The 15,063-nt window shown below is 40.9% G+C and carries 10 protein-coding genes and 2 pseudogenes; 7 read left to right on the plus strand and 5 right to left on the minus strand.

The features are described from left to right. Positions 1-304 precede the first annotated feature (304 nt). Positions 305-928 (plus strand): OmpA family protein, encoded by a 624-nt coding sequence (locus tag C427_RS02800; RefSeq protein ID WP_007636262.1) that lies wholly within the window; start codon positions 305-307, stop codon positions 926-928. A 73-nt stretch (positions 929-1,001) separates the two neighbouring features. Here the strand turns inward: C427_RS02800 and C427_RS28680 are convergent. Beyond that, positions 1,002-4,171: pseudogene (locus tag C427_RS28680) on the minus strand (efflux RND transporter permease subunit). A gap of 14 nt (positions 4,172-4,185) precedes the next feature. Further along, entirely contained in the window at positions 4,186-5,298 is a 1,113-nt protein-coding gene (locus C427_RS02810; RefSeq protein WP_007636265.1) for an efflux RND transporter periplasmic adaptor subunit, read from the minus strand. Between the two features lie 788 nt (positions 5,299-6,086). Here C427_RS02810 and C427_RS02815 point away from each other — a divergent pair. The 4 genes from C427_RS02815 to C427_RS02830 all read left to right on the plus strand — a co-directional run bounded on the left by C427_RS02815 (position 6,087) and on the right by C427_RS02830 (position 8,904). Further along, entirely contained in the window at positions 6,087-6,383 is a 297-nt protein-coding gene (locus tag C427_RS02815; RefSeq protein ID WP_034898845.1) for an MBL fold metallo-hydrolase, read from the plus strand. 97 nt (positions 6,384-6,480) lie between these two features. Further along, positions 6,481-6,948 carry an MBL fold metallo-hydrolase gene (locus tag C427_RS02820; RefSeq protein WP_015430376.1) on the plus strand — a complete coding sequence of 156 codons (468 nt, stop codon included), beginning with the start codon at positions 6,481-6,483 and terminating at the stop codon, positions 6,946-6,948. A gap of 33 nt (positions 6,949-6,981) precedes the next feature. Further along, a complete protein-coding gene (locus C427_RS02825; RefSeq protein ID WP_007636269.1) occupies positions 6,982-7,461 on the plus strand; it encodes a thioredoxin domain-containing protein in 480 nt (159 codons plus the stop codon). 144 nt (positions 7,462-7,605) lie between these two features. Continuing rightward, complete coding sequence (locus C427_RS02830) at positions 7,606-8,904, plus strand: ribonuclease J (protein ID WP_007636272.1); 1,299 nt, start codon at positions 7,606-7,608, stop codon at positions 8,902-8,904. A 260-nt stretch (positions 8,905-9,164) separates the two neighbouring features. Here the strand turns inward: C427_RS02830 and C427_RS02835 are convergent, their stop codons facing one another. Both C427_RS02835 and C427_RS02840 read right to left on the minus strand, forming a co-directional pair. After that, positions 9,165-10,139 (minus strand): hypothetical protein, encoded by a 975-nt coding sequence (locus C427_RS02835; protein ID WP_226991082.1) that lies wholly within the window; start codon positions 10,137-10,139, stop codon positions 9,165-9,167. Then, the gene (locus C427_RS02840; RefSeq protein WP_007636289.1) at positions 10,129-10,590 is read right to left on the minus strand and encodes a BlaI/MecI/CopY family transcriptional regulator; all 462 of its coding nucleotides are present in this window, start codon (positions 10,588-10,590) and stop codon (positions 10,129-10,131) included. Before C427_RS02840 ends, C427_RS02835 begins: the two co-directional genes overlap by 11 nt. 97 nt (positions 10,591-10,687) lie before the next feature. Here C427_RS02840 and C427_RS02845 point away from each other — a divergent pair, with 97 nt between their 5' ends. Both C427_RS02845 and C427_RS26945 read left to right on the plus strand, forming a co-directional pair. Beyond that, a complete protein-coding gene (locus C427_RS02845) occupies positions 10,688-12,823 on the plus strand; it encodes a TonB-dependent receptor (RefSeq protein WP_007636291.1) in 2,136 nt (711 codons plus the stop codon). A 51-nt stretch (positions 12,824-12,874) separates the two neighbouring features. Next, a pseudogene (locus C427_RS26945) lies at positions 12,875-13,662 on the plus strand (hypothetical protein); the annotation flags it as partial. A gap of 352 nt (positions 13,663-14,014) precedes the next feature. Here C427_RS26945 and C427_RS02855 read toward each other — a convergent pair. After that, positions 14,015-14,677 carry a GGDEF domain-containing protein gene (locus C427_RS02855; RefSeq protein WP_015430377.1) on the minus strand — a complete coding sequence of 221 codons (663 nt, stop codon included), beginning with the start codon at positions 14,675-14,677 and terminating at the stop codon, positions 14,015-14,017. Positions 14,678-15,063 lie beyond the last annotated feature (386 nt).

Genomic DNA, 15,063 nt, shown 5'->3' on the forward strand with positions numbered 1-15,063 from the left:
TACGCGTTGTATGATATAAGGTACGAGACATGCGATAATTGCAGTAGATGTTATCTTCTTTGGCTTGTAACAGTGTTTTGATGAAGTAATCTGTACTTGTGAGCAGTAATTTAGAACCTATTTCACTTCGCTGTATTAAGCTTTTTTTCTATAAAGTAAGCACTATGCAAGTTTACCTCGTTAGTTAAAAAAAGAGCTGTTGGGCAAAATTTGAACGTAATCAATTTGTGCTATGAATTGATTTTCTTGGAACACATTGTGCATCCCCGTTGGGATTCAGATTGTTAGTTAATTAGGAATAGACATGAAAAAAACTATGATTGCAGTGGCGTTATCAACCTTTATCTTATCCGGGTGTGCGTCTAATACTAGTAATACACAAAAAGGCGCTGGGATTGGCGCAGTTATAGGGGCCTTGGTGGGTAAAGGCACCGGCGATAATGATAAAAAACGTTATGTTTGGGGCGCAGCGTTAGGCGCATTAGCGGGTGGTGCCATAGGTAGTTATATGGATAAACAAGAAGAAGAGTTTCGGGAAGAACTCGCAGACAGTGGCGTAGAAGTGTATCGAGAAGGCGACAGCATCCGTTTATCGATCCCCGGTAATATTACTTTTGCTACAGGTAGCGATGCAATTGTAACGGGTTTTTATCCAGTCTTAGAAGACGTTGCAAAAGTGTTGAATCGTTACGACAAGACGAAGCTCAGTATCGAGGGGCACACTGACTCTGTTGGCGATGTAAACTCTAATCGAAAATTATCGATGCAACGAGCAAACAGTGTAGCCGTTTACTTGCAAGCTACCAGTGTTGAAGCTAACCGTTTGCAGACGCTTGGAATGGGTGAGAGTAAGCCGATAGCAGATAATGCTACTGCTCAAGGTCGTCAAGCAAATAGACGTGTTGAGCTACGCGTCATCCCATTGTAACGTTAACTAAAAGTAACTTAATACAAAAGGTGGCTGTTTGGTACAGCCACCTTTTTTTGTTTATAGCATAAAATTAGTCAGTGATTTTTACTGGTACGCAGCCGTTTTCATCCAACTTTTGCCCTTTAACGAACATAGACAGCTTTCTGCATAGTACATAAAAAACAGGTGTGAATATTAAGCCAAAGAACGTTACGCCTAACATGCCACTAAACACAGTGACGCCTAATGCCTGACGCATCTCAGCACCTGCACCCGTTGCGATAGCCAATGGGATAACGCCTAGAATAAACGCAAATGAAGTCATAAGGATAGGTCGCAGCCTAAGCTTAGCCGCATCAACGACAGCCTCGTAAAGAGGCGTCCCTTGTTGCTCTAGATGGCGGGCAAATTCAACAATCAAAATCGCATTCTTGCTGGCAAGCCCGACTAGAACAATCAAGCCCACTTGGGTCAGAATATTATTATCCATGCCCATTAACCACACCCCCGCAATAGCGCTGAGTAGACACATAGGCACAATCAGGATAACCGCTAAAGGTAAGGTCCAGCTTTCATATAGGGCTACCAATAATAAAAATACAAATACTACCGCCATTATAAACGCGATGCTCGCTGAGTTACCGGCGTTTTGTTGCTGATATGCCAGCTCTGTCCATTCAAAACTGATGCCATCAGGTAATATTTTTGCAGCAAGTTTTTCCATGCTAGCAATGGCTTCACCAGAACTGAATCCCGGGGCGGTGCTACCTAATAAGTCTGCAGCGGGGTATAAGTTGTATCTAGGCACACGCGACGGACCTGATTGGTTTTTGAACGTAACCACAGAGTTAAGTGGCACCATATCACCAGATGCATTTTTAACTCGAATCCGGCCAATGTCATCAGATGTCATTCTAAAGGGCGCATCGGCTTGAGCTGTGACTCTAAAGGTTCTGCCTAGGTAACTAAAATCATTCACAAAGGCGCTACCTAAATATATCTCCAGGGCACTAAATACCTCTGATATCGGCACACCTAGACGTTCGACCCGTTCTCGGTCTATATCAACATAGAGTTGAGGCGTGTTGGTTTCAAACAAACTAAACACATTCTGAGTGGCAGGTGCTTGATTTGCCGCTCCAGCCAATTGCCACATTGCTTGTTCTAAAACGGGAAGACCACGACCGGCTCTGTCTTCAATCATCATTTTAAAGCCTCCGCCGTTACCAATTCCACGCACCGCAGGTGGCGGAATGACGACTACAAAAGCTTCTTTGATTTGTGACATCTGGTGTTGCACTTCTGCGAAAATTTGATCGAAGGTTAAACCTTTTTCTGAGCGCTCATCAAAATAATCCATCATGGTAAAGATAGCTGCAGAATTAGATGCATTGGTGAAGGTAGCACCAGAAAATCCAGCAAAGCCGACAGAGGTTCTAATGCCGTCAATGTTTAATAGTCGGTCTACTGCGTCTTTGACTACATCGTCAGTGCGAGACAAAGAAGCACCTGCAGGCAATTGAATGCTAACAATTAAGTAACCTTGATCTTGTGCGGGAATAAAACCTTGTGGAACAGAGGTAAACAAATAACCGGCCAATACCATTAGCCCTACATAGACAAGAGACATGAGTGCACCTAGACGTATGAGTTTGGCCGTTAGTCTTCCATATAGTTGCGCGGTTTTGTCCATCATCCGGTTAAAAGCAGCGCCAAGGCGAGTTAACAAACCAGGGTTTTGTTTAGTCGGCTCGTGGGGCTTGAGTAACACCGCGGATAACGCAGGACTTAAAATTAAGGATACCGCCACGGAAATTAACGTGGCTACTGCGATGGTGATACCGAATTGACTATAGAATTGCCCTGAAATGCCACCGACAAAAGCCGTGGGCAAAAATACTGCTACCAACACCAAGCCTATCGCCATGACTGCGCCTCCTACTTCGCGCATGGTTTCACGTGCTGCTTGCATAGGCTTTTTACCTTGGGGATAATAAACGCTCCATGTTTTCGACCACGACTATAGCGTCGTCTACCACAATGCCTATGGCTAGCACCAACCCAAACAGGGTCAGGTTATTCAGTGAAAACCCTAGGGCACTCATCACCGCAAACGTACCAATGAGGGAAACTGGTATGGCGATAATCGGGATAATTGCCGCTCGCCAGTTTTGTAAGAAAACCAGTATCACCAATACCACTAAACCTATGGCTTCATAGATGGTGATTTCAACTGCATCGATTGACTGACTAATGAATTCGGTGGGGTTGTAGGCAATATCGTAGGCTAAGTCTGGTGGGAAGTTAGCGGATAACGTCTCCATGATGCCGCGAATTGTCGCTGCGGTTTCTAACGCATTAGTACCCGGTCGCTGAAAAATAGGCATAGCCACGGCTTTTTTATCACCCAAATAGCCTCGTGTAGCATAACTTTCGGCGCCTAACTCAACTCTACCTACGTCTTTAAAGCGAACAATTCTGCCGCCAGTATTTTTGATAATTACATTGTTAAATTGTTCTGGCTCAACGAAGTCGCCCTTGCGTCTGCACACTGAGTTCAAAAGCAGTTTTGTCCTTGGGTAATAGGGGATTTATTTAAGGTACCACTGGCACTTGAATATTCTGACCTTGTAATGCACTAATTACTTCTGCTGCCGTCATATCGATTGAAGCTATGCGGTCTGGATCAAGCCACACACGCATTGAATATTGACTGGCTCCAAATACGAGTATGTTACCAACACCTTGAATACGCGCTAATTGGTCACGTACTTGTAACGTCACATAGTTGGCTATGTAGGTTTGGTCATAGGTGCCATTGGGTGAAAACATATTCACCACTAACATCAAGTCAGGTGAATTTTTAATAGTAGTTACACCGATACGTCGTACCGGTTCAGGTAAACGTGGTTCAGCGATTGCCACGCGGTTTTGTACTTGCACTTGAGCGGTATCTAAATCGGTACCTAACTTAAAGGTAACCGTGATGCTGACATTTCCGTCTGCGGTAGATTGAGAAGAGATATACAGCATGTTTTCCACACCATTTATCTGTTGTTCTAAGGGTGTGGCAACTGTTTGTGCAGCAATTTCGGCATTGGCTCCGGGGTAAGACGCGGTCACCTGAATAGTCGGTGGAGCAACTTGTGGATATTGTTCGATAGGCAATGTTTGGTAAGCAAGGCTACCAATGATTAATACAATGATGGCTAAAACAGACGCAAACTTAGGCCTGGAGATAAAAAACTGCGAAAAGTTCATGTGTCTATTCCCAGTTAGTAGCTGTATTGACTAGCAATATCGACTTGTTTCGGCGACACAACAGCCCCCGGTCGAGCACGCATCATGCCATTGACTAATATCCTGTCATTGGGGAGTAAACCTTCAGTAATAATCCGCAAATCTTGGGTCTGTAACTCACCAGTGGAAACAAATTTACGATCTATCTTATTATCAGCGGTCACCACATAGATAAACTTACGTGATTGATCAGTACCAATAATAATATCGGGCACCAACATAACAGACACATTCTCTTGGGATAACAATCGCATGCGACCAAATATGCCGGGTAAAATAAATTCACCTGGATTATCTAAAATAGCTCTTCCTTGAATAGTGCCCGTGCCTTGATCCACTTGATTGTCAACAAAATCCATAACGCCAAAGTGACTAAACTCTTGCTCATCCTGCAAGCGTATTTGCACTGGATGGGATTTAGTCCGAGAGCTCTCACGTTTGTCTAACTGGCTCAGGCGTATATATTTTAAAAGGTCTCGTTCACCTGCATCAAAATAGAAATGAATAGGATTCAGTGACACCACGGTGGTTAGCAATGTTGCCTCGTTGGTACCACCAGTCACAAGGTTACCTTCATTCACTAAATCTCTTGAAACAACGCCATCTATAGGTGATTTAACCTCAGTGAACTCCATCTCCAATTTGGCATTTTCAAGGGCTGCCCAAGCGAGTTGATACTCATTGGTTCTGCTATCTACTTCTTCTTGAGATAATGAATTTTTACTGCGTAAATCTTTGCCTCTGTCCAACTCTTTTTTTGCTAATTCAAACCGTGATTCAGCACTTTTTAAAGCAATTTTGAATGGGCGTTGATCAATGATAAATAACACATCCCCTTTGTTGATTGATTGACCATCTTTGAATGTAGTTTGTTGTAAATATCCACTCACTCTTGCTCTGATTTGTGCTTGGTTGACCGCAGCAAATCTCCCAGTGTATTCGTCCCATTGAGTAATTACAGCCAGAATGGGCTGGCTAACATCCACTTCGGGTGCCGGCATTTGTTGAGACTGTTTTTCAGTCTCAGAACAACTGTTAGTCAAAGCTATTAGCAATATGATTGATAGGTAAGAAATAGGTGAACGCATGAGTAAAGTCCTTAACGGGTCAAGCCGAGCGGGGTGGTGTAGGGTATATAAACAGAATTGCAGGAGTTGTTACTAAAAATTCAGAAGAAGATTAAACGCCATGTGTTTATGCTTGATTTAATAATACATACTAAATGGCCAGATAGCGCAAATAAAATGTACTGTTTTATCAAAAAATGACATAAAAAATGACTATGGATCATTACTGTAAATTAAGTGTGAACGCCTGTTTAAAGCCTTTAACAGATAATCTATTTTTGACCGTTGTCTTTTACACTATTCTTACAATTGCAGGCCCAGACTGACTGTGTTTTTATGTAATATTACCGTCATAAAATATAACCAAGTCTATTACTTTGTTGTGGGCCAAGAAATCAAACCTTGTTAGTTTGTAAATTGAAGCCACTGATGTTTTGAACTGTCTGAGATATTAGTCTGGAAATTGCAGATATACATAACCATCTTTAAAGAAATAAACTGAGCCAAAAAAACGATCTTGTTATCGATAGCTTTTAGTTGTAATGACATCTCTCAATGTGGTCAACATGTTTGTTTTAAGCTGATGTCGAACAACACAATTAGGCTCAACTCAAATTTATGATACCAAGATTGAAAAGTTTAGTCGGGAGTAAAGCTTACAACAACTCCTTGATTTTGTTATTTTGTGATCTTGATATAACTGATTATCAGACAAGGTAACTTGCTAGAGGCTTAATCCAATGGTGTTGAGTAGTAAACTAAATCGCCCTTCTTAAATAACAGCCAAAAACCTAAGTAAGGAACATTTAATGAGACACATAATTTTCTTGGTGTGGTTTATAATATTTGGCCACTTTAAACTTATGGCTCATCAAGCTTCTGTCACTTATCTAGCAAATGAAGCGGTATTGATAACAAACGGTGATAAAAAGGTCTTGTTTGACCCCTTTTTTCATAAAGCATTTGGTATTTATCAGTTGGTACCAGAAGACACTCAACAGGCCATATTTACCGGTACACCCCCGTTCGATAATTTAACGGCTATTTTTATCAGCCATGCCCACGGTGATCATTTTGCTGCAGACGATGTATTGAAGTATTTATAGAAATACCCTGACACCCAACTAATTGCGCCACAGCAAGCGGTCACAGAATTAATCACTTTGGCTGAAGCTAAGCAAATACTCCCTCAAGTGACCGGCGTTGAACTGGCATTTAATCAAGCACCAAAAAACCTTAGAGATAGCAGGCTTAGTCATTGATGCGGTACGTATACCTCACGCTGGTTGGCCCGGACGGTCACAGATTGATAATTTAGTGTTTAGAGTGACCCTAAAGAATCAAGGTGCATCTGTCACTGTTATGCATATGGGCGATGCCGACCCAGATGAAGAGCATTACCTGCCTTATAAAGACCATTGGCAAAAACGTATTAGCGACAAGGCATTATCACCCTACTGGTTCTATTCTTCAGCTGAAGGCAGAAATATTTTAGCCGATATCCTCAATGTGAAAAAGAGCATTGGTATCCATGTGCCAATTGAAATTCCGAATCATCTTAAATCAAGCAGCGAAGACTATTTTTCTAAGCCCGGTGAGATGCGAAATATTGATAAGCCGCATAAGCATCGAATGTACATATATATTCTATTTTATCCGGAATTTAGGTAGTCTAAGATTTGAATCGACTAAAAAGATACGAATATGAAAACACTTTTTTTAGCTCTCTTGATGATTGTATCAATAGGTTGTAACTCTACAGAGCAATCGCTGGCGAAATCTGAGCCCTTTACTGGCGTGATTTCAGAGAGTCAGCTGATTGAAGAATACCCGGAATTTCGTGCGGTTTATGAACAATACCAGCCTAGCTCAGCTGAAGTCGCAGCGGTACAGTCTTTATCGGGCAAGTCTCTGGTCGTATTATTAGGCACCTGGTGTCACGACAGTGAGCGTGAGGTGCCAAGGCTACTGAAATTATTGGATTTGTCTGGTGTCGAGTTGCAAAGCTTGTCGTTACACGGCGTTAATTACAACAAACAAGAACCCAATGATTTACACAGAAAATATGACTTAAGGTACACACCGACCATTATTTTACTGCAAGGCGAAAATGAATTAGGTCGCATTATTGAAAAACCAGTGACTAGTTTGGGTGAAGATTTAGCCAGATTTGTCACTGAGTGAGTGAACAACTTTTTGGTGCAAGTAGCCGTACTCAATTTTTCATCTAGCAATTTATAGTAGGAATTAACTATCCAATCACTCACTCCCAGCGATAAAGACCTTTGGTTTCTGCCATTAGGTGGAACCGGCGAAATAGGCATGAACATGAATCTGTATGGCCATGCTGGGCAGTGGTTGATGATGGACTGTGGCATCACTTTTAATAGTCCACTTTGCACAGAAGCAGAATCTAAAACTTCAGGACTACATAAACATGACGTTGTGGCTGCCGACCCTTGGTTTATTAGTCAGCGCAAAGAGCAGCTAGCGGGCATTGTGATCACTCATGCGCATGAGGACCATATAGGGGCTTTGCCTTATTTATGGCGTCGCTTTAAATGCCCTGTTTACACCACCAAATACACTGCAGAAATATTGCGCCGCAAGCTTGCCCGTGATGGTCAGGGAGACAACATTCCGATCATCGAAATAGAAAGTGGCGAGCGTGTGGATATTGGTGAATTTAACGTGGAATGGATGCTGATTACCCATTCATTACCTGAGCCTCATGCTTTTGTGATAAGAACGCCAGCTGGCAATGTTTTTCATACCGCGGACTGGAAAATTGACCTCGCGCCGGTGACAGATAAACCCTTTAACGCCCATGCTTTTAAACGATTAGCCAAACAAAATATTTTAGCCATGGTTTGTGATTCAACGAATGCCACTCGCGAAGGACATTCTGTGTCTGAGCAGCAATGTTATACGGGCCTAAAACAAGCCGTCGCAAACGCGACAGGACGGGTTGTAGTGGGGTGTTTTAGTAGTAATATTGCGCGCTTGATTACCTTAGCAAAAATAGCCAAAGAAACAGGACGCTACTTTGCATTGTTTGGTCGGTCATTACAAAATACTGTTGGCGCCGCCAAAGCCACAGGGCATTGGCCTGATGATTTGCCGGTACTGGATGCGTTTAATGCCGGATATTTATTACCAAAAGAAGTGTTAGCCGTAGCAACAGGAAGCCAAGGCGAGCCCAGAGCTGCATTAAATCAACTCGCTAAAGACACCTATCGCAATGTATCCCTGGACGAGGGGGATCTTGTGATTTTCAGCTCTATTGTGATACCCGGCAATGAAACATCAATCGAGAACCTGCTTAAAGCCTATAAAGCCCGCAAGATTCAAACCTTGATGGCCGATGACTCAGAGCTACCTATTCATGCCTCAGGGCATCCATGTCAGGAAGAACTAAAACAAATGTACGAATGGGTGCGCCCACAAATTGCTGTGCCCACTCACGGAGAAGCCGAGCATTTACAAGCCAATGCAGACATAGCCCGTTTAAGTCATGTGCCTATAAGTTTGACTGGGTTGAATGGCGACTTGTTTATACTGGCTCCAGAGGTAAAAGTAATGAAGCAGGCGGTTAGATCAGGAAGGATCGCTTTGCAGCAATCTTAGGGGTAATAACTCATGTCTAACTTATTCAGTTAAAGAAAATGAGATTTTTAGACCTATGGACAGCTGCTTTGGGTGAAACAGTCCACAATAACTAGCTTATAAAAGTAGAAAACGACTAATTAGTCGCTTTCTACTTATTGGTTTGGCAGCGGTAAAAGTACCGTTACTCAAATTACCTTGGCGTGGTGAATCACATATAAATGCAAATACTAAGCGTAAGTATTACCGATATATCGCATTTTCAAGGGCATTATCCATAGCTAACCAATGAGTTCAAATAGAAAATGTGTGAAGTTTGATGTGACTACGACTAGGAGTAAAAAATACGAAAAGCTGGCTAAATACGCCGTAGCGGTCAAATTAGCATCGCCAACGATAACATCAGCGGACTGAGGTAGATGGTCAGTGTTTCTCTCTATTTTCAATAAAAACTCCTGTATATCCTTGCTCATTTCGTTGAGTATAGTTTTAGGAATAGTGGTTTTTTGGCCTCCAAACAGCTGATGAACCTCATTAAAGGCGCGATCGCGTAAGACGGCGAGTAAGTCGGTAATAATTAATCTACGAACACTTGCAGGCCAAAATAAGCAAGCAATTTGCACCAGCTTTACCTTGAAGTTTTCAAACTGTTTAGCCTTTGCATATTCGTAAGCTAACAGTAGTTTTACATCTTTAACGTCAAGGAATTCTGCTATCTGAGAAGATAACAATAACTTTGGCGTGAGCATTCCAACATTTAGTAATACAGGTTGGGATACGCTAATAATGCTAGCTTGTAACCTATAGTTGTTATCTAAGTATTTATTGTGTGAAAGGCGAAGTAAGCTATTTATTCGCTGTTCTAATTTATTTTGGTGCGCTTTTATTAATATAAAACATACTGTTACCATCCCAATTACAAAAAATGCAAAGAGTAAATTAAGTAAAGTGGAGTCTATTATAGCAGGGATATGGGTAGCGCAATTACTGCTATGGCAATGCTTGAAAACAAATGGGAGTCTTTGGGAATTGGGCAACGACAACCAGACTGTTACAACTATGCTTGCACACACTGCTGAAAGAGCGTGAAGAACGAGATATTTATTCTTTATTCGATAATGTAATGCACTTAAATATTTACGATGCGCTAAAAACGTACTACCGGCTATCAACGAACTGACTAAAAAAATACAGCAAGCAATCACAAAGAGTGAAGCAATTTGCATCACTGCAGCCAAAAGAACGTCACTTACCATTGGCTAAACTAGCATGATGTAAAGCGGGCTCTTGCTCGAGTATTTGTAATAGATTTACTTGATTGTTAGTACTTCTGGCTCTTAAAAAGGTAAAAATACCCGACATAATCACGCTATCGTCACCCTCGCCAAAGACGTCACTAATCTCTTTTATCAAACTGCTAATCACTTCTTGCTTTGAATACACCGACGTATAAATGTAGGCCTTTCCTTGCTTGTGTCGGCTAAGTAACTTCTTTTTCCATAGTCGCTCAATAGTGCTTTGGATCGTATTTAAGCTAATAACATCTTCGGGCTCTTTGGCTTGGAACTTTAGTATTTTGAGTATGTCACTTGCACTTAATGTTGTTTCTTCATCATGCCAAAATAAACCAAGGGTTTCAATTTCCCGTTGCCCTAGCACTGGGGCAGATAATGGTGGTTTTACCGACGTCTTGCTTCTATTATCCATAATTTGCACCGAGCCCTTATCGGTTATAAATGTGTATGTTTTACTAAACGCCTAAACATGTGTTCTAGATGCAATATTTCGTAAAAAAGGTAAAAAGATGAAAAGGACAAATTATGTTCCCTTTAAACTAGGTAAGTTATGCAGTGCTGTACTGAGTTGCGCGTTGCTAGGTGCAGGTTCGTTATTTTCATTTTCTGCGTTAAGCGAATCAAACAATTGGAATGAACCTATAGAAGCCGTCAGTATAGAAAAAATTGAGATACAAGGTAAAGCTGCGAGTCTAATAGGCGAGGCTATTTCTGCTTCAGAGGGGGTCATTGGGCAGCAAGAAATTTTGAATAGGCCCATGTTACGGATTGGTGAAATTCTAGAGTTAGTGCCCGGAATGGTAGTTACGCAGCACAGCGGAACAGGTAAAGCCAATCAATACTTTTTACGTGGGTTCAACCTTGATCATGGCACTGACTTTGCGACTTTTATTGATTACATGCCTATTAATATGCGTACTCATGGTCATGGGCAAGGCTATACCGATTTAAACTTTATCATCCCAGAAACGGTTCAAACTATCACCTTTAAAAAAGGTGCTTATTATGGACAAATAGGTGATTTTAGTGGTGCGGGCAGCGCTTCTTTCAATACTGTTAACCAGCCTCAAACAACACAATTGTCTGCCACAATAGGCGAAGACAATTTTCAACGATATTTATTGGCTGGCGGCATTGAGTTGGATAACGAACACATTAATTACGCTATAGAGTTTAATAGCAATGATGGGCCTTGGACCAACATTGATGAAGACCTCGACAAAACCAATATATTTTTGAGCTACAACAGCAACCATAAAAGTGACGATTTTAAAGTGACGTTTATGGGCTACGACAATACTTGGAATAGTGCAGACCAAATTCCGCAACGAGCTGTAAACGCGGGTATTATCGATGAACTAGGTTCATTAGATACTAGTTTAGGCGGTAACAGCAGCCGCTATAGTATTAATGCTGAATGGAAAAATGAAAATATAAATGCCTCTGGATATCTTATTGATTACGATTTGAACTTATGGTCAAACTTTACTTATTTTTTGGATAACCCTGCCACAGGAGATCAATTTGAACAGGTTGATAAGAGAAAAGTTTACGGTGGACACTTAAGTTATACCGCATTTGTAAACTGGCAAGGATTACCTGTTTCAAATGAGTTTGGTGCGCAAATAAGAGTCGATGATATTGACGAGGTTGGATTATTCCAGACACAGAAAAGGCAGCGATTAGGCGTAATTAGAAACGACACAGTTAATGAAAGTAGCGCAGGATTTTATTGGCAAAATAATATTATTTGGAGCGATGCCATTAAAACCATTGTTAGTGCTCGCTATGACTATTTTGATTTTGATGTAAAGAGTAATATTAATACAAACATTAATGGTGTTAACTTAAGCGTAAACAATGGCACGGAAGACGCCGGTAATGTGGCTCTAAAGGCTAATTTAATTTACACTTTTAATGATGATTGGGAGGCTTACGTTTCGGCCGGGCAAGGGTTCCATTCAAATGATGCTAGAGGCACAATCGTTCAGGTAGATCCTAATTCTGGAGGGGCTATTCAGCCTGTAGATCCTATTGTTGATTCATACGGTTACGAACTAGGCTTGCGTGCAAATTTATTCGATAAGCTTAATGCATCACTGTCGATTTGGCAGCTTAATCTAGACAGTGAACTACTGTTTGTTGGTGACGCTGGTAACACTGAACCCAGTGATTCTTCGTCTCGCTATGGTGTTGAGTTAACCGGTTATTATAGTGTGACCGACTCATTAACTTTTGATTTGGAATATGCCTACACCGATGCCGAGTTTGACAAATTACCGAGTAACGCCAATCAAATTCCAGGAGCGCTTGAACACGTGCTGCAAGCAGGTGTAAGTTATCAGCCTCAGCAAGGCTGGTTTGCCAATGCAAGACTGCGCTATTTCTCTGAACGCCCTCTAATTGAAGACGGCAGCGTAACATCGGACGATTCACAAATAATGAACCTTAATGTTGGATATAAGTTTACTCAACTTACCTTAAAGCTCGATATTTTGAATGCCCTTGATAGTAACGACCATGATATTGACTATTATTACGCCAGCCGAATAGCTAATGAGCCACAAGGAAGTGCGACTGAAGATTTGCATTATCACGTACTTGAACCAAGGACAGTTCGATTGTCTGCCGTATATAAGTTTTAATGCGTTGGCTCTAAACAACTATAAAAAGCCCAAGGCTGTTCAGATAAATGAGTCTTGGTGTTATGGCATAATGTTTATAAAGACACTTTGCTCACCCCAAAGTTCATGCTGGACGAAACGTTAAGCCAAGATGAGTTGATATCTCTGAATGAAACCATCGAGATTTAACGCAAGAGGCTGTATGACATTAGCTGGTTAATGCGTAATCTCAATGAATACATTGCCAGAGAAGCCAACAAAGAAGATAACTGCAGTGGCAGTTTTTATTCGCTGCCATCCCTGGCGCTCACTCTTCGGGCCAGCTGTAGCTGTTCAAATTTTTCCGTAAAAATTTGTGGGAAGGACGGTTTAAATCCCAAGCGTTACTGGATGAATCAGCTGTTTTAGCTTGTATGGCTTATGTAGACCTAAACCCTATTCGCGCCAAAATGGCCAAAATGGCCAAAACCCTAGAAACCTCAGACCATGCCAGTATTCAATATCGTATCAATGCTGCTAAAAAAGCACAGCAACCTGATAACCTATTACCATTTGTAGGTAATCCGAGGCAAGATATGCCTAAGGGTATTGCCTACAGCTTCAAAGATTACTGTGAATTAATCGACACCACAGGCAAGAGCATTCGAGAAGACAAACGCGGTTATATCGAAGAGAAAAGCCCGGTACTGGAAAGACTAGGTGTAGACTCAGAACAGTGGCTGATTTTGACTGCAGAGTTTGAACAACACTTTAATACAGCGGTAGGTAGCGAACACCTGATGCGCCCATTTGGTATTCATACTCAACACCAAAGAATACCAGACATAAGTAAAGCGAAAACGTTGTTAAAACACACCTAAGTCAACCATTTGAAAGTTTAACAATATCAATCGTAGTGATTGAGATAACGACGTGCTCTCAATTCTAGAAAACTGTATTCCCAGACTGTATTCAAACGAATTTATCTAAAAACAGATATTTTGATATCTCCCATTTTTTTGTTTCCCATAATTCGATAAATTTAACCTTGTTGGTCGAGTGTATTATTGGTAATTTATTGAGGTGAGTGTCGGCATACTTGATTACTATTGAACTAATGACAACAAAAATATGTCCGCTATACGTAATTTATCCTAACCTTAGTCACATTTGACTAGCCTACGGTTATTACCTATGACGAATCCAATAGTCTAGGCATGTATTCTTAGTGCGTTATTCATTGTTTTTATAAGCGACAATTCTATTACGGCCTTGATTTTTTGCCTGATAGAGTGCCTTGTCAACTTGATACAGCGATTCCATATTCGAGTTTGTATTAGGATCCACTTTAGATACGCCAAAACTTGCAGTAAGCTTTCCTATATTAGCAAAAGAGAACGCGTTAATAGCAGTGTGTATTTTCTTGGCAAGATTAATAGCATTTTCTAAGGATGTTTCGGGTAACAGAATTATAAACTCTTCCCCGCCCCATCGGGATAAAAGGTCAGTTACCCTAATATTTTTTTGTAATAATATTAAAAATTCTTGGAGTACGGTATCACCCATTTGGTGTCCGTATTCATCATTAATCCGTTTAAAAAGATCGATGTCGATCATGATTAAGCATAATTTTTGGTTATTTCGTTTGATTTTTTGGCGTTCAATTTCGAAGTTATCATCAAGGTATCGTCTATTTCGTAACCCAGTGAGTTGGTCAATAACAGACAGTTTTTCTAACTCTATGAGATGGATCTTTTCTTTTTCTCTTATCTCTTGAATTGTCTTATAGGCTGAGTGTGCTGATACTTCAAAAAAAATAGGTGGCGTACACGATAGCGAAAGAGGCAATTGTAAAATCTTACAAACCCTTTTAAGTTCTAAAATCCATAGTCCCATTCACCTAATCCTAGGTAAGCCATGGGTAATATTATTAAGTAAAAAAGAACCACCATTATCATGCCATTGCGTGTTCCCAATATAGGAATAACAAATAATGGATAACAAAGCGTCCACACCAGAGCAAAGCTTTCATTTTTAGCGAAGTATGAAAAAATAACTAAGATAGTGAAGAGTAGGGTAGTGGAAAAATAGGCAGAAAAATTAAAATTTTTTTGACAATAAGTGAGTACAACGCTGGTGCTGTCGAGATGGCGAAGATGAAATTTACGAGGGGTAAAATGTAGTTTTCATGATCAAGGTTAATAAGCACAAATACGGCAAAAGTTAAGGTTGTAAAGACAAGTAAAGCAGTCGTGATTATTATGCGGCGATGCAAAAAAGGG

This window comes from Paraglaciecola psychrophila 170 (assembly GCF_000347635.1).
Taxonomy (GTDB): Bacteria; Pseudomonadota; Gammaproteobacteria; order Enterobacterales; family Alteromonadaceae; genus Paraglaciecola; species Paraglaciecola psychrophila.

Bases quoted from the DNA above. Each gene is read 5' to 3' on its own strand.
- C427_RS02800 (WP_007636262.1), top strand. From the start codon at position 305: ATGAAAAAAACTATGATTGCAGTGGCGTTATCAACCTTTATCTTATCC.
- C427_RS02810 (WP_007636265.1), bottom strand. From the start codon at position 5,298: ATGCGTTCACCTATTTCTTACCTATCAATCATATTGCTAATAGCTTTG.
- C427_RS02815 (WP_034898845.1), top strand. From the start codon at position 6,087: ATGAGACACATAATTTTCTTGGTGTGGTTTATAATATTTGGCCACTTT.
- C427_RS02825 (WP_007636269.1), top strand. From the start codon at position 6,982: ATGAAAACACTTTTTTTAGCTCTCTTGATGATTGTATCAATAGGTTGT.
- C427_RS02830 (WP_007636272.1), top strand. From the start codon at position 7,606: ATGAATCTGTATGGCCATGCTGGGCAGTGGTTGATGATGGACTGTGGC.
- C427_RS02835 (WP_226991082.1), bottom strand. From the start codon at position 10,139: ATGGTAAGTGACGTTCTTTTGGCTGCAGTGATGCAAATTGCTTCACTC.
- C427_RS02840 (WP_007636289.1), bottom strand. From the start codon at position 10,590: ATGGATAATAGAAGCAAGACGTCGGTAAAACCACCATTATCTGCCCCA.
- C427_RS02845 (WP_007636291.1), top strand. From the start codon at position 10,688: ATGAAAAGGACAAATTATGTTCCCTTTAAACTAGGTAAGTTATGCAGT.
- C427_RS02855 (WP_015430377.1), bottom strand. From the start codon at position 14,677: ATGGGACTATGGATTTTAGAACTTAAAAGGGTTTGTAAGATTTTACAA.